21 protein-coding genes are annotated in these 21,453 nt (G+C 65.7%); 8 read left to right on the forward strand and 13 right to left on the reverse strand.

Going from position 1 to position 21,453, the window contains the following annotated elements; genetic code table 11:
* Positions 1-74: 74 nt before the first annotated feature.
* A complete protein-coding gene (gene aqpZ, locus DDT93_RS23660; protein ID WP_109468387.1) occupies positions 75-806 on the reverse strand; it encodes an aquaporin Z in 732 nt (243 codons plus the stop codon).
* 327 nt (positions 807-1,133) lie between these two features.
* On the opposite strand from aqpZ, the gene DDT93_RS23665 reads away from it, so the two are divergent.
* Positions 1,134-2,045: an ABC transporter transmembrane domain-containing protein gene (locus tag DDT93_RS23665; RefSeq protein ID WP_109468388.1), complete on the forward strand. Its 912-nt coding sequence runs from the start codon at positions 1,134-1,136 to the stop codon at positions 2,043-2,045.
* A 37-nt stretch (positions 2,046-2,082) separates the two neighbouring features.
* Here the strand turns inward: DDT93_RS23665 and DDT93_RS23670 are convergent, their stop codons facing one another.
* On the reverse strand, positions 2,083-2,448 hold the full coding sequence (locus tag DDT93_RS23670; protein ID WP_109468389.1) for a cupin domain-containing protein: 366 nt from the start codon (positions 2,446-2,448) through the stop codon (positions 2,083-2,085).
* 301 nt (positions 2,449-2,749) lie between these two features.
* Between DDT93_RS23670 and DDT93_RS23675 the strand changes: the two genes are divergently transcribed.
* The 5 genes from DDT93_RS23675 to DDT93_RS23695 all read left to right on the forward strand — a co-directional run bounded on the left by DDT93_RS23675 (position 2,750) and on the right by DDT93_RS23695 (position 8,696).
* Positions 2,750-3,742, forward strand: a complete 993-nt coding sequence (locus tag DDT93_RS23675; protein WP_109468390.1) for a BMP family protein — start codon at positions 2,750-2,752, stop codon at positions 3,740-3,742.
* Between the two features lie 68 nt (positions 3,743-3,810).
* Positions 3,811-5,178: an amidase gene (locus tag DDT93_RS23680; protein WP_109468391.1), complete on the forward strand. Its 1,368-nt coding sequence runs from the start codon at positions 3,811-3,813 to the stop codon at positions 5,176-5,178.
* Entirely contained in the window at positions 5,175-6,716 is a 1,542-nt protein-coding gene (locus DDT93_RS23685; protein ID WP_109468392.1) for an ABC transporter ATP-binding protein, read from the forward strand. Before DDT93_RS23680 ends, DDT93_RS23685 begins: the two co-directional genes overlap by 4 nt.
* Positions 6,706-7,758, forward strand: coding sequence for an ABC transporter permease (locus DDT93_RS23690; RefSeq protein WP_109468393.1), 1,053 nt, complete (start codon positions 6,706-6,708; stop codon positions 7,756-7,758). Before DDT93_RS23685 ends, DDT93_RS23690 begins: the two co-directional genes overlap by 11 nt.
* Positions 7,755-8,696: an ABC transporter permease gene (locus DDT93_RS23695; protein ID WP_109468394.1), complete on the forward strand. Its 942-nt coding sequence runs from the start codon at positions 7,755-7,757 to the stop codon at positions 8,694-8,696. Before DDT93_RS23690 ends, DDT93_RS23695 begins: the two co-directional genes overlap by 4 nt.
* Positions 8,697-8,747: 51 nt before the next feature.
* Here DDT93_RS23695 and DDT93_RS23700 read toward each other — a convergent pair whose 3' ends face one another.
* From DDT93_RS23700 to DDT93_RS23715, 4 genes are all read right to left on the reverse strand, one after another.
* The gene (locus DDT93_RS23700; RefSeq protein ID WP_109468395.1) at positions 8,748-10,049 is read right to left on the reverse strand and encodes a TRAP transporter large permease; all 1,302 of its coding nucleotides are present in this window, start codon (positions 10,047-10,049) and stop codon (positions 8,748-8,750) included.
* Entirely contained in the window at positions 10,042-10,530 is a 489-nt protein-coding gene (locus DDT93_RS23705) for a TRAP transporter small permease (RefSeq protein WP_109468396.1), read from the reverse strand. Before DDT93_RS23705 ends, DDT93_RS23700 begins: the two co-directional genes overlap by 8 nt.
* 77 nt (positions 10,531-10,607) lie before the next feature.
* Entirely contained in the window at positions 10,608-11,636 is a 1,029-nt protein-coding gene (locus tag DDT93_RS23710; RefSeq protein WP_109468397.1) for a TRAP transporter substrate-binding protein, read from the reverse strand.
* 46 nt (positions 11,637-11,682) lie between these two features.
* Positions 11,683-14,034, reverse strand: a complete 2,352-nt coding sequence (locus tag DDT93_RS23715) for a cytochrome P450/oxidoreductase (protein WP_109468398.1) — start codon at positions 14,032-14,034, stop codon at positions 11,683-11,685.
* 171 nt (positions 14,035-14,205) lie between these two features.
* Here DDT93_RS23715 and DDT93_RS23720 point away from each other — a divergent pair, with 171 nt between their 5' ends.
* Complete coding sequence (locus DDT93_RS23720) at positions 14,206-14,886, forward strand: IclR family transcriptional regulator (RefSeq protein ID WP_109468399.1); 681 nt, start codon at positions 14,206-14,208, stop codon at positions 14,884-14,886.
* Between the two features lie 72 nt (positions 14,887-14,958).
* Here DDT93_RS23720 and DDT93_RS23725 read toward each other — a convergent pair whose 3' ends face one another.
* Positions 14,959-15,516: an outer membrane protein gene (locus DDT93_RS23725; protein ID WP_157960272.1), complete on the reverse strand. Its 558-nt coding sequence runs from the start codon at positions 15,514-15,516 to the stop codon at positions 14,959-14,961.
* Positions 15,517-15,856: 340 nt separating this feature from the next.
* Between DDT93_RS23725 and DDT93_RS23730 the strand changes: the two genes are divergently transcribed.
* On the forward strand, positions 15,857-16,072 hold the full coding sequence (locus DDT93_RS23730; RefSeq protein ID WP_232825552.1) for a hypothetical protein: 216 nt from the start codon (positions 15,857-15,859) through the stop codon (positions 16,070-16,072).
* Between the two features lie 21 nt (positions 16,073-16,093).
* Here DDT93_RS23730 and DDT93_RS23735 read toward each other — a convergent pair whose 3' ends face one another.
* From DDT93_RS23735 to DDT93_RS23760, 6 genes are all read right to left on the reverse strand, one after another.
* The gene (locus tag DDT93_RS23735; protein WP_109468402.1) at positions 16,094-16,753 is read right to left on the reverse strand and encodes a L,D-transpeptidase; all 660 of its coding nucleotides are present in this window, start codon (positions 16,751-16,753) and stop codon (positions 16,094-16,096) included.
* A 194-nt stretch (positions 16,754-16,947) separates the two neighbouring features.
* On the reverse strand, positions 16,948-18,171 hold the full coding sequence (gene nqrF, locus DDT93_RS23740) for an NADH:ubiquinone reductase (Na(+)-transporting) subunit F (protein WP_109468403.1): 1,224 nt from the start codon (positions 18,169-18,171) through the stop codon (positions 16,948-16,950).
* A 13-nt stretch (positions 18,172-18,184) separates the two neighbouring features.
* Entirely contained in the window at positions 18,185-18,793 is a 609-nt protein-coding gene (nqrE, locus tag DDT93_RS23745) for an NADH:ubiquinone reductase (Na(+)-transporting) subunit E (RefSeq protein ID WP_109468404.1), read from the reverse strand.
* On the reverse strand, positions 18,793-19,446 hold the full coding sequence (locus tag DDT93_RS23750; RefSeq protein ID WP_109468405.1) for an NADH:ubiquinone reductase (Na(+)-transporting) subunit D: 654 nt from the start codon (positions 19,444-19,446) through the stop codon (positions 18,793-18,795). Before DDT93_RS23750 ends, nqrE begins: the two co-directional genes overlap by 1 nt.
* Positions 19,446-20,258 carry a Na(+)-translocating NADH-quinone reductase subunit C gene (locus DDT93_RS23755; protein WP_109468406.1) on the reverse strand — a complete coding sequence of 271 codons (813 nt, stop codon included), beginning with the start codon at positions 20,256-20,258 and terminating at the stop codon, positions 19,446-19,448. The genes DDT93_RS23750 and DDT93_RS23755 overlap by 1 nt, the downstream gene beginning before the upstream one ends.
* Positions 20,251-21,450, reverse strand: coding sequence for an NADH:ubiquinone reductase (Na(+)-transporting) subunit B (locus tag DDT93_RS23760; protein ID WP_109468407.1), 1,200 nt, complete (start codon positions 21,448-21,450; stop codon positions 20,251-20,253). Before DDT93_RS23760 ends, DDT93_RS23755 begins: the two co-directional genes overlap by 8 nt.
* Between the last annotated feature and the right edge of the window lie 3 nt (positions 21,451-21,453).

The raw sequence follows: 21,453 nt of genomic DNA on the forward strand, positions 1-21,453 counted from the left end.
CGGGCCGATGGCACGGCCCCGGGCGTCTGCAGGGCGGGGCCCTGGACGGGCCGCGCCAGGTGGCAGTCAGCCGGTTACCGGCTCGGCACACCGCCCTCGACAATGCCCATCGGCGTCGGGCTGAGCCAGCGGTAGACGATACCGCCAACGGCGCCCCCGATCAGCGGCGCGAGCCAGAACAGCCAGAGCTGGCTGATCGCCCATGCCCCGGCAAAGAGCGCGGGCCCGGTGCTGCGGGCGGGGTTCACCGAGGTATTGGTGACCGGAATGCTGATCAGGTGGATCAGCGTCAGCCCAAGGCCGATGGCGAGCGGGGCAAAGCCCACGGGCGCCTGCCCGTGCGTCGTGCCCATGATGATGAACAGGAACATGCCAGTCATCACCACCTCGCAGAGAAAGGCGGAGGTCATCGAATAGCCCCCGGGGCTGTGCTCACCATAGCCGTTCGCCGCAAAGCCCGAGGCGGCGGCGTCGAATTCAGGCACCCCGCTGGCAATCGCGTAGAGCACCGCGGCCCCCACGATGGCCCCGGCAACCTGCGCGATGATGTAGGGCAGAACCTGCGACCCGGGGAACCGCCCGCCCGCCGCCAGACCCACCGTAACCGCCGGGTTCAGGTGGCAGCCCGAGACGTGGCCGATGGCATAGGCCATGGTCAGGACCGTCAACCCAAAGGCGAGCGAGACTCCGAGCAGACCGATTCCCACCTCGGGGAACCCGGCCGCCAGGACCGCGGCACCGCAACCGCCCAGCGTGAGCCAGAAGGTTCCGATAAATTCCGCCGCATATTTCTTGATATTCTCCATCTGAAACCTCTTCGGAGATAAATTAATTAGAATGCAAGCAAGGGGATAGTGACACCGAAGAGTTCAAGCTCAAAGCGAAATCGGCTAACCGCCCACCGGCCCGTCGCGGTCTCTATTCGGCAATCTCTTTTCCCGGAACCCGAGACAGTGAAACCGGGAACGCTCCAATACCCGGAACCCCGAGGCTTCGCCCCCACCCTGTTTCCTTTAGGCGTCTACCAATACGCCCCATCCCGAATTGCGCGCGCGGCGCTTTACCCGCACAGGGATAATTGCCACTCTCGTCGCAGGCCGGTCATTTCGCCGGGATTGCCACGAGGGTCGTTGATGCTGCATCTTTATTCCGTGATCTGGCGCTTTACCGGACGACGCCAGATCCTGCTGATCCTGTTGTCCTTCGCCATTGCGGCACTGGCGGCGGCCCCGCTCAAGTTCCAGCAGAAAATCATCAACATGCTGAGCGGCGGCAGCGGAGACCTCGGCCCCGTGCTGGTCCTCGGCGCGGGAATGTTCGGCGTGATCCTTCTGAGCCTCGCGCTGAAATGGGTGCTCGGCTACAGCTCGGGCCTGCTGGGCGAGGACGTGGTCCGCACCATCCGTCAGCGGCTGGTCGCATCGGCCCGCACCCGCGAAGACAGCAACCTGCCGATCTCGGCCGGAACGCTCTCGACCGCGATATCCGCCGAGGCGGAAGAGATCGGCGGTTTCGTCGGCTCGGCCTTCTCGGAACCGATCATGCAGATCGGCACCCTGATCAGCGTCATCGGCTTCGTGACGGCGACCCAGCCGAGGCTGGGCATCGTGGCACTGGCGATGATCATTCCCCAGATCATCATCGTCGTCGTCACCCAGCGACAGGTGAACCGGCTGGTGGGCGAGCGGGTCCGGCGCCTGCGGGCCGCGACCAACAAACTGACGGCGGAAGATCTGCACGCGGTCGAGCAGGAGATGCTGGCCGATTTCGACAGCATCTACGGAACCCGCAAGAGCATCTACAAATGGAAGCTCTCCACCAAGTTCCTGCTCAGCGCCATCGGCGGCGCGGGCACCGTCACGGTGCTGCTGCTGGGCGGCTGGCTGGTGCTGGAGGGCCGCAGCGACGTAGGCACGCTGGTGGCCGCCCTCACCGCCCTTGGGCGCCTGCAGGGGCCGACCAATGTGCTGATCGCCTTCTTCCGGATGCTCAGCGCCAACCGGGTCAAGTTCGACCTCCTGCAGACCCTGATGCGCCCGCAGTAGGGCAGCCCGAACCGGGCCGCCCCGCGTCCGATCCGCCCTAGGCGGCCGGAGTGGTGTCGATCACATAGAGCTTGCGGATGTGTTCAAGGATGACCCATTCGCCCGTCCACCCGCGCGGCAGGACCAGCAGATCGCCCGGGCCAACCTCGCGCGTGCCGCTGCCGTCCGCATTGCTGAGCGACGCCCTCCCCGAGATGATGTGGCAGTACTCGCCACCCGCCGACCGGTCGGCGGTGAACCGGCCCGGGGTGCATTCCCAGACGCCGATATGGGTATACCCATCCGCCGAGGTCCAGAGGTCGGCCGCGGCCTCTTTCTGCCCCTCGGTCAGCGAGGTCGGCTTGAGCGCAAATTCACCGACATCCACTCCGGCGAGGTTTTCAAAGGTCTTGAGGTCGATCATTCCGGGAACTTTCCAAGCTTGGTGTTGCCCGGCCTTTCTGCCCCGAAACCCCGCGCCCGCGCCACTCGCAAATGCGCTGCGCCCCCTCTCGCACTCGTTCCGGCACCGCCAAGGGATCACTTGACCATTTGGTCAGAAATTTGCTCAATAACAAGGCAGATGCCCCCTGTGGGGCAGGCGGCGAACCGGCGGCTGTCTTGACACGGGATGGCCCGCACGTGCTCTCCTTTCGCCAGGCCGATCTAAGGGCAACAACACCGCCCGGGGCTGTCCCGGGCACACAGGGACAAGGAAAAACCGGATGACTCGCATTCTCATCAACCGCCGCCGCCTGCTGGGCACCGGCGCCGCAATCGGCGCCTCCACGCTCTTCGCCCCGTCGATCCTGCGCGCGCAGGGTGGCCCGGTGAAGGTCGCCGGCATCCACGCCTCCCCGGTCGAAAACGCATGGAACTCGGTCCTGCACGCGGCAATGGTCGCCGCGAACGAGGAAGGCGTGATCGAATACACCTTCTCCGAAGGCGTTTCCGGCACCGACTACCCCCGCGCGATGCGCGAATATGCCGAGGCAGGCAACGTCCTGATCGTGGGCGAATCCTACGCGGTCGAGCGCGAGGCACGGCAGGTCGCGGGCGACTACCCCGACACCGCCTTCCTCATGGGCTCCTCCGGCGAGGAAGCGGGCGACAACTTCGGCGTCTTCGGCACCTGGAACTGGGAAGCGGCCTATCTCTGCGGGATGCTGGCCGGTGCCATGACCAAGACCGGCACCGTCGGCTCGGTCGGCGCGATCCCGATCCCCGAAGTCAACATGCTGATCAACGGCTTCGCCGACGGCGTTAAGGCGGTGAACCCGGACGTCAAGCACGTCGTTTCCTTCATCGGCACCTTCTTCGACCCGCCGAAGGCACGCGAGGCTGGTCTGGCCCAGATCGACAGCGGCGCCGACATCCTCTTCGGCGAACGCATCGGCACCGCCGACGCGGCGCAGGAGCGCGGCATCAAGGCGATCGGGTCGCTGATCGACTACACCCCGCGCTACCCCGACACGATCTTTGCCAACGCACTCTGGTCCTTCCGCCCGCTGCTGGACGCGGCGCTGGCCGATGCGACCGGCGGCAACCCGGTGGCCAAGAACTATACCCCGCTGAGCCTGATGAAGGATGGCGGCAACGACATCAACTATGTCGATGGCGTCGCCCCGGCCGAGGCCGTGGCCAAGATGGAAGAGGTCCGCGCCGCCATCAAGGCAGGCGAGTTCGAGGTGCCGCGCAACTTCGACGAACCGGCCTGAGGGCGAATGCCCGTAAGGTCCACGACAATGATCAGACCCCGCCCGGCATCCGGGCGGGGTCTTGACGCATGAGCGCCGCGATGGAGTTCACCGACGCCGTTGCCCTGTCCACGGCCATCGCCCGGGGAGAGCTGAGCGCGCAGGACGCCCTCGACGCCGCCCGCGCACGCGCCGCGGCAACGGAAGACCTCGGCGCGGTCTGCTGGCTGATGGACGAGGACCCGCCCGCCGCCACCGGTGGCGCTTTCGCGGGCGTGCCGCTGCTGATCAAGAACCTCGGCGGCCCCTTCGCGGGCATCCCGATGCGCGCAGGCTCGGCCGCACTGGCGCGGATGAAAGGCGCCTCCGACAGCGACCTCGCCGCCCGCTTCCGCGCGGCAGGCTTCCGCCCCTTCGGCGCGACCACGGTGCCCGAGTTCGGCCTCTCGCTATCAAGCGAGCCCGCCATCGGCCCCCTCTGCCGAAACCCCCTCGACACGAGCCTTAGCGCCGGAGGCTCCTCGGGCGGCAGCGCGGCAGCGGTGGCCGCCGGGATCGTGCCGCTGGCCCACGCCACCGACGCAGGCGGCTCGATCCGCGTGCCCGCCGCCTGCTGCGGCCTCGTCGGGCTGAAACCCTCGCGCGGGGCGATCCCCGGCGGCCCCGGCTTCGGCAACCACCTCGGCGGCATCGCCACCGAATTCGCGGTGACCCGCACGATCCGCGACGCTCAGGCACTCTGGCCCTGCCTCACCGGCGACGCGCGCGGCCCTGCCCCTGCCCCGCAGCACCTGCCGACCGAGGGGAGCTTCACCATCGGGCTGCTGACCGACACCCTCGGCATCGACCCGGCCCGCACCACGGCGCTGGCCGAGGCCGCAGCGTCTCTCGAGGCCGCCGGGCATAGGGTCATCGACATCGCCGCGACCGAGCTTACGCCGATCCGCCGCGCCTCGGCCCGCGCCTTCGAGCGGATCATCGCTGCCAACCTCGCAACGCTCGTCGCCTCCGGCCTCGATGCGTCCCTGACCGAGCCGCTGACCCAGGCCTTCATCGAACGCGGTCAGTCGATGTCCGCCAGCGAACTCTGGTCGGCGACCGAGGGCGCGGCGGGCGCCGCCTACAAGCTCTGGTCGCTGTTCGACCGGGTCGACGTGCTGCTGACCCCGATGCTCTCTGGACCGCCGCCGCCACTTGGGGCATTCCCGACCGACCACCGTGACACCGCCACTCAGATCGAACGCATGGATACCTTCGCCCCCTTCGCCGCGCTGGCCAATGTCACCGGCGCCCCGGCCCTGACCCTGCCCTTCGGCGCCGACGACACCGGACTGCCCCTGCCCGTCCAGCTGATCGCGCCCCCGGGCGGCGACCTGCGCCTGCTCGCCCTCGGTGCGATGCTCGAGGCCGAGGGCCGCTGGCACCACCCGATCCCGCTCTTCGGAGGCGCCGCATGACCCGCGTTCTGGAACTCTCCGGCATCACCAAGCGGTTCGGCCACGTCACCGCCAACGAGGATGTGTCGCTCCACCTCGACCGGGGCGAGATCGTCGCCCTGCTGGGCGAGAACGGCGCGGGCAAGACCACCCTGATGTCGATCCTCTTCGGCCACTACACCGCCGACGAGGGCCATGTACGTGTCGAAGGGCAGGACCTGCCGCCGGGCAAGTCGCGCGCCGCGATCCGGGCGGGGGTCGGCATGGTGCACCAGCATTTCGCGCTGGCCCCGAACCTGACCGTGCTCGACAACGTGATGACCGGAACCGAGCCGCTGTGGAAACTGCGCTCCAACCGCGCGGCGGGGCGGCGCAAGCTGGTCGAGCTCTCGCAGACATTCGGCCTCAAGGTCGACCCCGATGCCCGCGTCTCCGAACTCTCGGTGGGCGAATGCCAGCGGGTCGAGATCCTCAAGGCGCTCTACAACGATGCCCGCATCCTGATCCTCGACGAACCCACCGCCGTGCTGACCGCGCAGGAGGCCGAGAGCCTCTTCGCCACGCTCCGGCAGATGACCTCGAACGGGCTCTCGCTCATCTTCATCAGCCACAAGCTGCACGAGGTGATGTCGGCCTCCGACCGGGTCGTGGTGCTGCGTCATGGCCGCGTCGTCGCCGAACGGCGCACCGCCGAGACCAACAAGGAAGAGCTCGCCGAACTGATGGTGGGCCGCAAGGTCGAACGCCCGGCCCGTCCCCCCGCGACACCGGGCAAGGTCCTGCTGGAAGGCATCGACCTGAGCCTCTCCGGCAAGGGCGGCGCGTCCCTGCACGGGATCAGCTTTCGCCTGCGCGCGGGCGAGACCCTTGGCATCATCGGCGTCTCGGGGAATGGCCAGACCACGCTCGCCGGGCTGGTCTCGGGGCTCTACGCCCCCGACGGCGGGACGCTCCTGGTCGACGGTCAGCCGGTTCAGGTCCACGACGTCCCCCACGCCATCGCCGCCGGGATCGGACGCATTCCCGAGGATCGCAACGCCGAGGGGACCATCGGCGATATGGCCACATGGGAAAACACCGTGCTGGAACGCATCTGGTCGCCCGCCTTCTCGTCGCGCGGGGTGGTGCGGCGCGGCGCGGCACGCGCCGCGACCCAGGCCATCATCGACCGCTACGACGTGCGCGGGGCCAGCGTCGATGGCCGCATCCGGCTGCTCTCGGGGGGCAACATGCAGAAACTGATCCTTGGCCGCGTTCTCGAGGCCGGACCCGACATTCTCGTCGCGGCCCAGCCCAGCCGTGGCTTGGACGAGGGCGCCATCGCCGGGGTCCACGAACGCCTGCTCGAAGCGCGCGGGCGCGGCGCCGGGGTCCTTCTGATCTCCGAGGACCTCGACGAGGTCGTCGCCCTCTCCGACCGCATCTGCGCCATCGTCAACGGGCGGCTCTCGCCCGCGATCCCGCCCGAGCGTGCCAACGCACAGCTTCTGGGGTTGATGATGGCCGGGGACTGGACAGCCGCTGCGGCGATCGAGGCGGAGGCGTCCCATGCGGTTTGAACGACGCGACCATCCCTCGCGCCTTGTCACGGTGCTTGCCCCCATCGGCGCGATCCTGGCCGCGCTCGTGGTTGCCGGGGTGCTGATCGCCATTGCCGGGGCCAACCCCTTCCGCGCCTATGCCCTGATCCTCAAAGGCGCCTTCGGCTCGCGCCTCGGGTTCTCCGAAACGCTGACGCGCGCGACCCCGCTCATCCTCACCGGCCTTGCCGCCGCCGTCGCCTTCCGCGCCCGGCTCTGGAATATCGGGGGCGAGGGCCAGTTCTACCTCGGCGCGCTGGCCGTGCCCGCGCTGGGGATGATCCCCGCCTTTGCCGCCCTGCCGGGTCCGATGGTCATGGTCGCCTGCCTCGTCGTCGGCGCGGTGGCCGGGATGATCCTGCTGCTGATCCCGCTCGGCCTGCGCCTCAAGTTCGGTGTTGACGAGGTGGTCACCACCCTCCTGCTGAACTTCGTCGCCGTGCTCTTCGTCTCGCTGATGATCGAGGGCGTCCTGAAGGACCCGCTGGCCTTTGGCTGGCCCCAGTCCGTCCCGGTGCCCGACCACGCGGTCCTGCCCAAGCTGATGGACCGCTCGCGGCTTCACGCAGGGCTTCTGATCGCGGTCGGCATGGCGATCTTCGTCTGGTGGCTGCAATCACGGACCGTCTTCGGCATGCGCGCCCGCGCGGCGGGCCTGAGCCCCCGCGCCGCCGCCTTTGCCGGTGTACCCCTCGGCCGCACGCTGATCGCGGTCGCCTGCCTCTCCGGCGGGCTCGCGGGCCTTGCCGGCGCCATCGAGGTCATGGGGGTCAAGGGCTACGTGACCACCGACCTCTCGCCGAGCTACGGCTATTCCGGCATCGTCATCGCGATGCTGGCCAATCTCAACCCCATCGGGGTGATTGCCGCGGCGCTGTTCTCGGCGGTGATGTTCGTCGGGGCCGACAGCATGTCGCGCGCCCTGTCGATCCCATCCTACATCGCCGACGTCACCGTCGCCCTGTCGCTGCTGACCATGCTGGTGGCGATCTTCCTCGCGCAATACAGGGTCCGCAGATGAGCGTTCTGTTCGATATCCTCGGCTCGGTCGGCATGTGGGAGGCGGTGCTGCGCATCGCCACGCCGCTGATCCTCGGCACCCTCGGCGTGCTGCTCTGCGAACGGGTGGGCGTACTGAACCTCGGCATCGAGGGGATCATGACCTTCGGCGCGATGATCGGCTGGCTGACGGTCTACTCGGGGGGCGATCTCTGGACAGGGATGGTGGCCGCCGCCCTCGGCGGGGCCATGTTCGGCTTTCTGCACGCGCTGCTGACGGTGCCGCTGGGCCTCAGCCAGCATGTCACGGGCCTTGGCATCACGCTCTTCGCGTCGAGCTTCTCCTACTACGTCTTCCGCCTCGCGATCCCGACCTCCTCGTCCCCCCCGACGGTTGAACCCTTCCGCCCGCTCGAAGTGCCGGTCCTTTCAGACATTCCCTTCGTCGGCCCGGTTCTGTTCCACCAGACCGCTCCGACCTACCTCGCACTGGTGCTGGTCGCCCTGCTGGCCTGGGTGCTCTACCGGACGCCGCTGGGCCTCGCCATCCGCATGGCGGGCGAGAACCCCCACGCCGTCGACGCGCAGGGGATCGACCCGATCTGGCTGCGCATCGGCACCATCATGGCCGGGTCGGCGCTCATGGGAATGGGCGGCGCTTTCCTGACGCTGGCGGCCTTCAACTCGTTCTTCCCGACGATGATCCAGGGCCGTGGCTGGATCTGCGTGGCGCTGGTGGTCTTCGCCTCGTGGCGCCCGGGCCGAGCCCTGCTCGGCGCGCTGCTCTTCGCCTTCTTCGACGCCTTCCAGCTGCGGCTGCAAACCGTGGTCGAGGGCGTGCCCTACCAGCTTTTCCTGATGCTGCCCTACGTGCTGTCCATCGTCGCGCTGATCGTGATGGCGCGCCGGGCAAGCGTGCCGCAGGCGCTCATGCAGCCCTACCGGCGGGGCGAAAGATAAGGGCGGCGGAGCACGCTCCGCCGCCCATCCCGAGCAGAATACCCGTCTTGATCAGAAAGCCTGTCCGGGCAGCCAGAGCACCAACGCCGGGAAGGCGACCAGCAGTGCAAGGCGCACCACGTCGGCCAGGATGAAGGGAAAGATGCCCCGGATCACCGTGCCCTGCGACACGTCGTCGGTGGTGGCCTGAACCACGAAGAGGTTCATCCCGATCGGCGGCGTGATCAGCCCGATCTCGGCCACGGTGACGACGATGATGCCGAACCACACAAGGTTGAAGTCGAGCTCCTGCGCCACCGGCGCCAGCAGCGGCACCGTCAGCAGGATCATCGACATCGAGTCCATGAAGCAGCCAAGCACGATGTAGAACACGAGGATGAGCACCATGACCGACGTCGGCCCGAGGCCCGAGCTGTGGATCTGCTCGATCAGCAACTGCGGCAGACCGGTGTTCTCGAGGAAGAAGTTGAACAGCGAGGCACCGATCAGGATGAAGAAGATCATCCCCGTCAGCCCCGCCGTCTCGAACACCGACGCGCCAAGCGTCTTGCGGTTGAGCTCGCCCGAGAACAGCGCCAGCAGGAAAGCACCGACCGCCCCGACCGCAGCCGCCTCGGTGGGAGAGAACCAGCCGGCGTAGATCCCGCCGATCACCACGGCGAACAGCAGCACGACCTGCCAGACCTGCCCGAGGTAGCGGACCCGGTCCCCCCAGCTCGACCGCTCGGACCGCGGCGCCATCTCCGGCTTCAGCCGCACCTGAACCATGATCGCCCCGGCATAGAGCAACGCGCCGAGGATGCCCGGCACCAGCGCCCCGATGAACAGCTGGCCGATCGAGCTCTGTGTCAGCAGCCCGTAGATCACCAGCAGGACCGAGGGCGGGATCAGCACCCCAAGCGTGCCACCCGCCGCGACGGTCGCGGTCGAGAGCGACGGGTCGTAGCCGTGCCGCTTCATCTCGGGCAGGGCCACGCGCCCGATGGTGGCCACCGTCGCCAGCGACGAGCCGCAGATGGCCCCGAAAAAGGCGCTGGCCCCCACGGTGGTGATCGCGAGCCCGCCCTTGCGGTGTCCGATGAACGAGTTGATCACGTCGAAGAGCGACCGCGAGAGCCCCGCGTGCGAGGCGAAGACGCCCATCATCACGAACAGCGGAATGACCGAGAGAGTATAGGGAAAGATCGACTCGAAGGGGCTCGACCCCATGATGTAGGCAACGCCCATCCAGCCGTTCAGATACCAGTAGCCCAGCGCGCCGATCACGCCCATGGACACGGCGACGGGCAGACCGAGCGCGATCAGGCCCAGCGCCGCGACAAAGCCAAGAAGGCCGAGAACGGGATCACTCATGGCTCAACTCCGTCTTGAGGGAAGCGATCAGGCCCGCCACGATGGCGACCAGCGAGATCAGCAGGCCGATCAGCAGCGGATACCAGTACCACGCGATCGGAATGCCAAGCTGTTGCGACTTATCGCCGAACATCGTGCGGGTCTCGAAGGTCAGGTAGCCCTGCCACAACATGATCGCGACCAGTCCGAACGAAAGCGCGGCGGCGCAGATTTTCAACGGAACGGACAGGGCGGCGGGCATCAGGCCGATCAGGAAATCGACACCGACATGGGCCGCCGAGAGGAAGGCATAGGGCATCACCAGCCACGCACCGCCGACGACGAATAGCTGGACGAGGTCCACGACCCCCTCGATCGGGTAGCCAAGCCGCCGTCCGATGACGTCGACCACCGTCACCACCGCCGCGGCGCCATATGCGGCCACGCCGAGGGCGGCCAGCGCGTAGATCAGCCCGCGCGAGAGTCTTGCAATCTGTTTCAACGAGTCCCTCCCCGTTCATGAAAACTCCGGCCCGGGTCAGAACCCGGACCGGAGCGAAGTTCAAGAGCCTGCGTGGCTCATTCCTTGTGCGCTTCCTCGTAGGCCGCGATGCTGTCCTGCAGGGCCTTGTAGATCTCGTCGGCGTTGTCGACCCCGGCGTCCTTAACCTCTTGCAGGTAGTTCGCCATCATCGGCTCCAGCGCCTCTTTCCAGCGCGCGCGTTCCTCGTCCGACAGCTCGGTGATCTCGTGACCCGCGTCGACGGCTTCCTGCCGGCCCGGCGCATCCCATGCGTCCCACCAGTCGCCGAACTTGGCAACGAGGTCCGCCCCCGAGTACTGGTCGATGCAGGACTTGGCCTTGTCGCTCAGCTTGTCATAGGACCGCTGGTTCATGACAAAGAAGAACGACACGGTATAGGCGCCAAGGTCGAGGTGGTACTTCAGCACTTCGTTCAGGCCAAAGCTCTTGACCGGATCCCACGGGAACACGGTCCCGTCGATCACTCCGCGCTGAAGGCTTTCGTACACTTCGCCCGGCGGCAGGCCCTGAGGGTCGGCGCCAAGGTAGGAGAGCATTTCCGACACGGCCGGGCTGGGCGTACGGATACGCAGGCCCTTCATGTCCTCCATGGTCTCGACCTTCTTGGTGCTGGTGTGCAGCAGCCCGCCGTTATGGGCGTAGAGCGCGAGTACCTTGAGGCCCTTGTATTCCTCGGCAAGGTAATCCGGGTAGATTTCCCACAGGGCGTTGCTGGCCGCGCCGGCATCGTCCGTCAGGAAGGGCATGTCGATCAGCGAGGTCCGCGGGAAGCGGCCGCGCGGAATGCCGGTAAGGCCGTTGGCGATGTCCACGACACCCGCCATCACCTGTTCCTGCTGGCGCGCCACGTTGCCCAGCTGGGTGCCTGCGGGAGAGATCTCGAACTTGATCTCGCCATCGGTGCAGGCGGAAACCTCCTTGGACCACGGCTCGATGAAATCGGTATGGATGCCGTGCACGGCCGGCAAATAGTGGCTGATCTTCAGCGTGGTCTCGGCCTGCGCCGCAGTTGCCATCGTGGCGGCAACGGCCACACCGGCGGAGAGTTTTCTGGTAAGCGACATCAATCGGGTCCTCCCTGTTTGTCGAAGATTCAATGGCGGCGGTGGCTCAGAGCGACAGCTTGAGCCGCCCCCCGTTCCTGGCCCGCGAACAGCAGGTCATGACACGTTTGTTCTCGGCCCGCTCGGCGCGGGTCAGCACCATGTCGCGGTGGTCGATCTCGCCCTCGACGACGGCCACCTCGCACGAACCGCACAGCCCCTCGCGGCAGTCGCAGGCAACGTCGATCCCGGTGGCAAGGATGGCATCCAGCAGCGTGGTGTCCGCGCCGACCTGTACCACCATGCCCGAGTCGACCAGTTCCACCTCGAACGCCTGTTCCTTCTCGGGATCGAGGCCCGAGGCCCCGCCGCTGAAATGCTCGAAGTGGAAGGTGCCCTGCGGCAGATCCGTAGTCAGGTCTTCCAGCGCGGTCAGCAGGCCCTTGGGCCCGCAGGAATAGATCTGCGCCGCCTCGCCCAGCCCAGCGACCATCCCGGCAAGGTCCATGAACCTGCCTTCATCGTCGGCATAAAGCGTCAGCGCCGCCCCGTGATCGCGGGCAACCCGGTCGAGGAAGGCCATCGTGGCCTTCGACCGCCCGGCGTAGTGCAACTCATAGCTCTTGCCCTCCGCCTTCAGCCGGTCCGCCATGGCGAGGATCGGGGTGATCCCGATACCGCCCGCGACCAGCACGTAATGCGATGCGGCAGCGTCCAGCCGGAACAGGTTCGACGGACCACGCAGCCGGATCTCGGCCCCGGCCTTGAGCGTCTCGTGGATATGGCGCGACCCGCCCCGCCCCGCCTCTTCCCGCAGGATCGCGACCTGATAGGTCTCGGCCTCGGGATCGCCGCAGAGCGAGTACTTGCGGTCGAAGTCGCCGACGCAGAGCTCGATATGCGCCCCTGCGCTCCACTTGGGCAGCGGGCGCCCCTGCGCGTCCTCAAGCGTCAGACCAAGGATGCCTTCAGCCTCCCGGCGCACCTCCGCCACGCGCACGTTGCGCGCGATATCCCGGCGCGACGGCGCACCGACCTCGAAATGACGGCGCGATTTCAGCGTCGCCGGGTCGGACCGCTCTGGGTTCAGCTCCGGGTCCCACTCCACCCACAGGTGATCCGGCCCCCGGAACGAGGTGTTCGGCAGATAGGTGAACGCCTGCTCGGCCAGCCGCAGGTGCGGCAGGCGGCGCGTCATCTCTTCAAGGAAGATCCGCATCTCCATCCGGCCGATGTTCTTGCCCATGCACTGGTGAGCGCCATAGCCGAAGGTCAGGTGATCGACCGCGTTGTCGCGGTAGATGTCGAAGGTGTCGCCATCCTCGAAGTGCCGCTCGTCCTGGTTGCCCGAGGCCTGCACGATCAGCAGCTTGGCCCCCTCCGGCAGATCGACCCCGCCCACGTTGGCGGGCGCCGTCGCCTGCCGCCGCCAAGCGACGATCGACCCGGCGTACCGCAGGCATTCCTCGACCGCGTTGGGAATCAGCGCGGGGTTCGCACAGATGTCGTCCCATGCTTCGCGATGGGTCAGCAGCGTCTTGAACATGTTGGTCGAGGCCAGCGACGTGGTCTCGTGTGCCGCCACGATGATGGCCATCATCATCGAGTGGACATAGCTGTCGGTCACCACCTCGGGGATCTCGGCGTTCATCCGGATGGTGTGATGCATCCAGCCGGTCCCGTCGGGCTGGGCGCGCATCTTCTCGATGACCTCGCCCGCGTACTGCCAGAACCGGCCCACGTCATGCGCGACCTCGACCTGCTTCTCGTCCGAGGGCTTGCCCCATGTGTTGACCGAATGCGCAACGGAGAAGGTCTTGAGCGTGGCGATCTCGTCCTCGGGCACGCCAAGGAAATGCAGCGCCACCAGCAGCGGCACCTCATAAAGCATGGCCTCGACAAGGTCGACGCGGCCGCTGTCGATGAATTCGTCGATCTTCTCGCGCGTCAGGCGACGGACCATGTCCTGCTGCTTTTCGAGGTTCTCGGGCAGGAAGTGGTCCAGCAGCGCGCGGCGGCGCTCCATGTGGGCGGGCTCATCCTCGTTCACCATGGTACGGTTCATGGCGTAGTCGTAGCTCTTGAGAATCGCCATCGCCTCGTCCGTGGCGGGCGTGATCTTCTCCAGCACGTTCTTGGGCGAGAACAGGATGTTGTCGCGGAAGACCGCCTTGATGTCATCGTAACGGCTGACCACCCAGTACCCCAGCTTGGGCGAGTAGAAGACGGGCAGCTGGTCACGCGACCAGCGCAGCGCCTCGGCCGGGTCAAGCTGATAGGGTCCTTCGAAGGCGTCAAAGTCACGCGCCATCGCCTCCGGATCGGTGACAGGGCAGCGCTGTTCCGCGGTCTGGGCCCCTGCCCCGGTGAACGGGCAGGTTCCGGGGTTGGTCGTCGAAGACTGGGCAGTATCAGCCATCGCGTCGCCTCCTCTCGATCTCGATGAACGATTCCCCTTCTATGTCACGAATATCGGACAATCAATTGCTAATATAGTTACAAAATGTCCACATAGTGAGACAGACCGTTGAGTTTCGGCCCGGAATGTTGCTTATGGCGAGAGGGGAGCACGAGGGAGAACCGCCAGACGATGTCCAATGGCAAACTGCAGACGCTGGAGCGCGGCATCGAGGCCCTGCTCCTGATCGCCAAGACACCGGGCGGCCTCAAGGCGGCCGAACTCGCGGTGCGGCTCGACCTCCACCGCGCGGTCGCCTACCGGATCATCGCGACCCTGGCCGACCACGGCATGGTGCGCCGCCTCAGCGACGGTCGGATCGTGCTGGGCGCCGGGGCCTACCTGCTGGGCGCACGCACCGCCGACAGCGTCCGCGCGATGGCCCGTCCCGTGCTCGAAGAACTGGCGGAACGGACCCGCGCCACCGCCTTTCTCTCGATTGCCGAGGGCAACGAATGCGTCGTTGCCCTCACCGCCGAACCCCGCGAGGCGACGATCAACATCCATTACCGTGTCGGCACCCGGCACCCCATCGACCGGGGCGCCGCCGGCATCGCGATCCTTGCGACACGCCCGGCGCAGGAGTCGGATTCGGAGGATATCCGCTTTGCCCGCGAACACGGCTACAGCATCACCCGGGGCCAGTTGCACCGGGGCGCCATCGGGGTTTCCAGCGCCGTGCACCTGCCCGGCGACGGCTTCGCCGGGCTCGACTTCTCGATCGGGGTTGTCGCGCTGGAGGAACTCGACACCGATACGGCCGCCGAGGCTGTCCCGGCGGCCTCGCAGGCCTTGTCGCAAAGCTTTTCCTGAGCTCCGCGCAGCTGGCGCGGGTCCGGATGGGCCAGTGTCAGGAGGACACCCCGGAGGCCCGGGGTGCGCCGATCAGAAGCGGTAGACCGCCTTGAAGTAGATCGCGTTCACGTCGACATCACCGCCGCCGTCGCCGATCCCGTCGAACGAGTGATAGAGGTATTCCGCGCCGAGGGCCCAGTTGTCGTTCACCATCCAGCTGTAGCCCAGACCGAGGACATAGCTGTCGCTGCTACCGTCAAAGAAGGTGTCGACGCCATCGAAGCTGGCATAGGCATAGCCGACGCTGCCGTACATCAGTCCGCCGCTGGCCAGTTCGTAGCCGACGATCACTTTCAGGCGGGCGATCTCGTTGAAATCGGCAGAGTCACCGGTGTCCGGGTCGGTGACCGAAATGTCGGCCCAGTCGTACTGAAATTCGGGGCCGACATACCAGCTCGCCCCGAGATCCCAGAGATAACCGGCAGTGAAACCACCGATCACGCTGTCGCCGTCAAAGTCACTCACATTGAGGTCGAATTCGCTGTAGGCATAGCCGAGTTGGCCACCGATGTATCCGCCGGACCAATCCGCCTGTGCAGTCGTTGCCGCCGTGCCGAGTAGGAACGCAATTAGAGCCGTACCGCGCATTTCATTCTCCATTAACTAGTAATAATTGTGGTAATAAACCTGATCTTAGCACGTTTTGCGTGTTCCAGACAGAAGTGTGATCGCCCACCGCGTGCCAGTGGCGGTGTCCCGCCGGTCGCCCCTGTTTGACCGGGCGCCCGCGAATGCCGCCGAAAAGCCTCACCCTGCAACAGATGTCGGGATTACACCGGCCCATCCGGTCTTGAACATTGCGGGACGCCCGACGTGGTGCCAATATGACAGCTACCGACTTGCACAAGAAAGCGGGTGGCACCGAGTGTTTTATTCGAACAAATTCAAATTCTTGGCGGTATTGCTGCTGACCGGCGCCTGCACCGAGATGACCACGACCCAAGGCTCCGGCGAAGCGGGCTTCATCACCAACCTGCCGGAATCCGTGGTCGCGATGGCGGCGCCCAACCAGAATCTCCAGGCGGTCCGGATCATGCCGGAAGATGGATGTTACTGGTACAAGTACGTCGGGCCGGTCGAGACGACCTACCTGCCGCTGCGCACGACAGACGGGCGGCCGATCTGCACGCCCCGGACGTCCTAGAACGCCCCGGGGCCCTGTGCCCTAGCTGCTGGCCGAGACGTAGGTTTCGGGCCGATAGAGATAGGCCGTCGCTCCCGGCGAGACCTTGTCGTACAGCCCGATGATATGCGCCATCACCATGCGGACGCAGCCGGAGCTTGCCCGCCCGCCGATGGAGCTGGGATAGGGGCTGCCGTGGATCCGCAGGTGGGTGTCGCGCCCGCCCTCGTAGAGGTAGAACGCCCGCGACCCGAGAGGGTTCGACGGACCGCCCGGCATCCCGTCGGCATGTTGCGCATAGGTGCCCGGATCGCGCTGGATCATCTCCGGTGTCGGCGTCCAGCGCGGCCATTTCGCTTTGCGCCGGATCGCGTAGGTCCCGGGCTCGTAGAGGTTGCCCTTGGCAATCGCCACGCCATAGCGCAGCGCCGAGCCGTCGCCCTGCGTGTAATAGATATAACGCGCAACCGCATCGACATGCAGGTTGCCCGCCGGAAGGTTCCGGTTGGTTTCAACCACCTGCGGCAGGAACCTCGGGTGCAGGCCCCAGGGGTTCGACGTCGCGGGGTTGTAGTTCGCGGGCGTCACCTGGGCGTCCCACGCCGCCCAGCTTGAATTCGGAGAGGTCTGCGCCATCGCGCCGGTAATCGGCGTCGAGAAGAGCGCGGCAGTGGTCGAGATGAAATGACGTCGTGTCAGCATACCGGATACCCCAGTCGGCTTGATCGTTAAGAAATTGTTAGCACGGGGACCAGCAAGCCGGAAAGACTGCGGCGGTGCCATTCACAACTGCGTGATAGCGCGCGCCCTGCCCCTCCTGTCTCTCCGGTGCATCCCGAACAGACGGCAAAGGCTTGAAAAGACTTCGGGCGCTCGCGCGCCCGAAGTTGGTAACTTTACCCGCCGAAGTCGTCGAGCATGATGTCCTCTCGGTCCACGCCCAGATCCAGCAGCATGTTGATGACCGACTGGTTCATGATCGGGGGACCACACATGTAGAACTCGCAGTCTTCCGGGTTCGGGTGGTTCTTGAGGTATTCCTCGTACAGCACGTTGTGGATGAACCCGGTGTAGCCGGTCCAGTGATCGTCCGGCAGCGCATCGGACAGCGCCACGTGCCATTCGAAGTTGTCGAACTCCTTGGCCAGCTCGTCGAAATCCTCGACGAAGAACATCTCGCGCTTGGAGCGCGCGCCGTACCAGAAGGTGATCTTGCGGTCGCGGTTCTCCAGCCGCTTGAGCTGGTCGAAGATGTGCGAGCGCATCGGTGCCATCCCCGCGCCCCCGCCGATGAAGACCATTTCCTTCTTGGTGTCACGGGCGAAGAACTCGCCGAAGGGACCGGAAATGGTAACCTTGTCACCGGGCTTGAGGTTGAAGATGTAGGACGACATCTGGCCCGGCGGAATGCCGGTCGAGTTCGGCGGCGGCGAGGCGACGCGGACGTTGAGCATGATGATGCCCTTCTCGTCCGGGTAGTTCGCCATCGAGTAGGCGCGCTCGATGGGCTCTTCGACCACCGACTCGTATTGCCACAGGTTGAACTTGTCCCAGTCCTCCCGGTACTCCTGCTCGACGTCGAACTGCTTGTACGAGAGCTTGTGCGCGGGCGCTTCGATCTGGATGTAGCCACCGGCGCGGAAGTTCACGTCCTCGCCTTCGGGCAGTTCCAGAACAAGGGCCTTGATGAAGGTCGCAACGTTCTCGTTCGAACGGACGGTGCATTCCCACTTCTTGACCCCGAAGACCTCTTCGGGAACCTCGATCTCCATGTCCTGCTTGACGGCAACCTGACAGGACAGCCGGTCGCCACAGGCGGCCTCACGCTTGGTGATGTGGGTTTCCTCGGTGGGCAGGATCGACCCGCCGCCCGAGTGGATGCGGACACGGCACTGCGCGCAGGTGCCGCCGCCGCCACAGGCGGAGGGCACGAACATCTTCTGCGCCGCCAGCGTCTGCAGCAGCTTGCCGCCGGAGGGGACGGAGATGGTCTTTTCACCGTTGATGGTGATGTTGACGTTACCGCTGCTGACCAGCTTGGAGCGCGCCGCCAGGATCACCGTCACCAGGACGATGACGATCAGCGTGAACAGCAGGACGCCAAGTGCGAAAGTCGTCATTGTTGGCCTTTCCTTACAGTTTCACGCCGCTGAACGACATGAAGGCCATCGCCATCAGGCCAGCGGTGATGAAGGTGATGCCGAGACCCTGCAGCCCGTCCGGGATGTCGGAGTACTTCAGCTTCTCCCGGACCCCCGCCATCGCGGTGATCGCCAGCGCCCAGCCGAACCCGGAGGACACGCCGTAGGTCGCCGCCTCGGCAAAGTTGTAGCTGCGCTCCACCATGAACAGCGAACCGCCCAGAATGGCGCAGTTCACCGTGATCAGCGGCAGGTACACACCCAGCGCGTTGTAGAGCGGCGGGAAGTACTTATCGAGGATCATCTCGAGGATCTGAACCAGCGCGGCGATCACCCCGATGTACGAGATCAGGCCGAGGAAGGTCAGGTCGACGTCACCGAAACCCGCCCATGCCAGCGCACCGGGCGCCAGCAGGTAGTTCAGCAGCAGGTTATTGGCCGGCACGGTCAGCGCCTGCACGACCATCACCGAGATCCCGAGGCCCATGGCCGTCGAGATCTTCTTGGACACGGCAAGGAAGGTACACATGCCGAGGAAGAACGAGAGGGCAAGGTTCTCGATGAAGACAGCCTTGACCGCGAGGGAAACGAGACCTTCCATCAGTGTGCCTCCACCGTCTGGATCTTGTATTCACGCTCTTCGACCTGACCCGGTTTCCAGGTGCGGATGCCCCAGATGATCAGGCCGATCACGAAGAACGCAGAGGGCGGCAGCAGCAGCAGGCCGTTCGGAACGTACCAGCCGCCGTTGTTCACCGTCGGAAGAATGGTGATGCCGAACAGCGACCCCGAGCCGAAGAGCTCGCGGAACACCGAGACCACCATCAGCAGCAGGCCATAGCCCAGCCCGTTGCCGATGCCGTCGATGAAACTCGCGATCGGCGGGTTCTTCATGGCAAAGGCCTCGGCGCGGCCCATCACGATGCAGTTGGTGATGATCAGGCCCACGAAGACCGACAGCGTCTTGGAGATCTCGTAGGCATAGGCCTTGAGCAGCTGGTCCACGACGATCACCAGCGAGGCGATGATGACCATCTGCACGATGATCCGGATCGAACTCGGGATCTGGTTGCGCAGCATCGAGATGAACATCGACGAAAAGGCCGTCACCAGCGTCACCGCCAGCGCCATGACAAAGGCCACCTGCATCGAGGAGGTCACCGCCAGCGCCGAACAGATGCCAAGGACCTGCAGGGTGATCGGGTTGTTGTCGACCAGCGGGTCGATCAGTTGCGAACGATATGTCTGGGCCATCAGTCGACCTCTCCTGCCTTCAGCCGCTCAAGGAAGGTGCCGTAACCGGCCTCGCCCATCCAGAAACGCACCAGGTTGTCCACCCCGCGCGAGGTCAGCGTGGCCCCGGCGAGTGCATCCACGTAAAAGTCCGTCCCCTCCGGCGGGGGCGACTTCGCGACGGTGATCGCAAGCTTGCCATCCTCGGTAAAGAGCTTCTTGCCGTTCCACAGCGCTTTCCAGCGCGGGTTGTCGACCTCTGCCCCAAGACCCGGCGTTTCACCCTGCTGGTAGAACTGCAGGCCGAAGATGTCGTTGCCGTTCTCTTCCAGCGCGATGAACCCGTAAAGGGTGGACCACAGCCCGTAGCCCTCGATCGGCAGGATCACCTTGTCGATCCCGCCCTGATCGTCGCGCAGCAGGTAGACCATGCGATAGACCTGCATCGTGCCGCCAAGGCCAGCCGGGTCCTCGTCCAGCGCCCGCACGATGGCCGGGTCGCCGCTGGCCGCCAGCTGGTCGAAGGTTTCGATGTCGAACTGGTCGGTGAACTCACCGGTCGACAGGTCCAGCACGTGCGGTTCAAAGGCCGCAAAGGCCTCGTTCACCGGAACCGACGGGTCATAGACCCCGGCAACCTGCAGGATGTTCACCCGCTTGTCGCGCAGCTTGTTCTCTTCCTGCACGGGGCGCAGCGCCACAGCGGCGGCCGACACCACCATCGAGGCCACGAGACACAGCACGACGGCCACGATCACCGTCTTGGAAACGGAGTCCGCCGGCATTTCGAGGAAACGACGGATCAGGCCCTTTTGCTCGTTGGCTTCAGGCATTGCGTTTCGCCCTCCGTTTGATGTTGGCCTGAATGACGAAGTAGTCGATCAGCGGGGCAAATACGTTGCCGAAGAGGATGGCAAGCATCATGCCTTCCGGGAACGCCGGGTTGATCACCCGGATCATCACCACCATGAAGCCGATCAGCGCGCCGTAGATGTAGCGCCCGACGTTGGTGTGCGAGGCCGAGACGGGCTCGGTCACCATGAACACCAAGCCGAAGGCATAGCCGCCCAGCACCAGGTGCCAGTACCAGGGCATCGCGAACATCGGGTTGCTGTCGGAACCGATCCAGTTCAGCAGGCTCGAGAACGCGATCATCCCGGCAAGGCAGCCGACGATCAGCCGCCAGTTGGCGATCCGTGTCGCCAGCAGGAAGACCAGACCGATCAGGCAGGCGATGGTCGAGGTCTCGCCAAGGCAGCCCTGGATCGTGCCGATGAACGCATCCATCCACGTGATCCCGTGCGCGGGCAGCGCGGCATAGCCGTCCGAGGCGCCGACCGCGAGGGCGGTGGCCCCCGAGAACCCGTCGACCGGGGTCCAGACCGTGTCACCCGACATCTGCGCCGGATAGGCGAAGTACAGGAAGGCACGGCCCACCAGCGCCGGGTTCAGGAAGTTCTTGCCGGTACCGCCAAAGACTTCCTTGCCGATCACCACGCCAAAGATGATGCCCAGCGCCACCTGCCACAGCGGCGCGGTCGCCGGCATGATCAGGGTGTAGAGCATCGAGGTCACGAGAAAGCCCTCGTTCACCTCGTGCCGGCGCACCACGGCAAAGATCACTTCGAAAATGCCGCCCGCCACCAGCGTGACGATGTAGATAGGCAGGAAATACAGCAGCCCGTGCAGCATGTTGGCCAGCGGGTTGGCCGGGTTGAACCCGATCCCCAGCGCCTCGATGATCGCCGCACGCCAGCCCGAGGGCCCGAGTTCGGCAATCGCGAGGTTGGTCTGAAGCCCGGTGTTGTAGAGCCCGAAGAGGATACAGGGCACCGTGGCCAGCACCACGTAGGTCATGATCCGCTTCATGTCGATGTAGGAGCGGGCATGCGGGGCAACCGTGGTCACCGTCTTGGGCGTGTAGATGAAGCTTTCGACCATCTCGTAGAGCGGGAAATACTTCTCGTACTTGCCGCCCTTGGTGAACTGCGGCTCGAGTCTGTCGAAGAATGCGCGGAGACCCATCGG

Source organism: Albibacillus kandeliae, assembly GCF_003116585.1.
GTDB classification, from domain to species: Bacteria; Pseudomonadota; Alphaproteobacteria; order Rhodobacterales; family Rhodobacteraceae; genus Albibacillus; species Albibacillus kandeliae.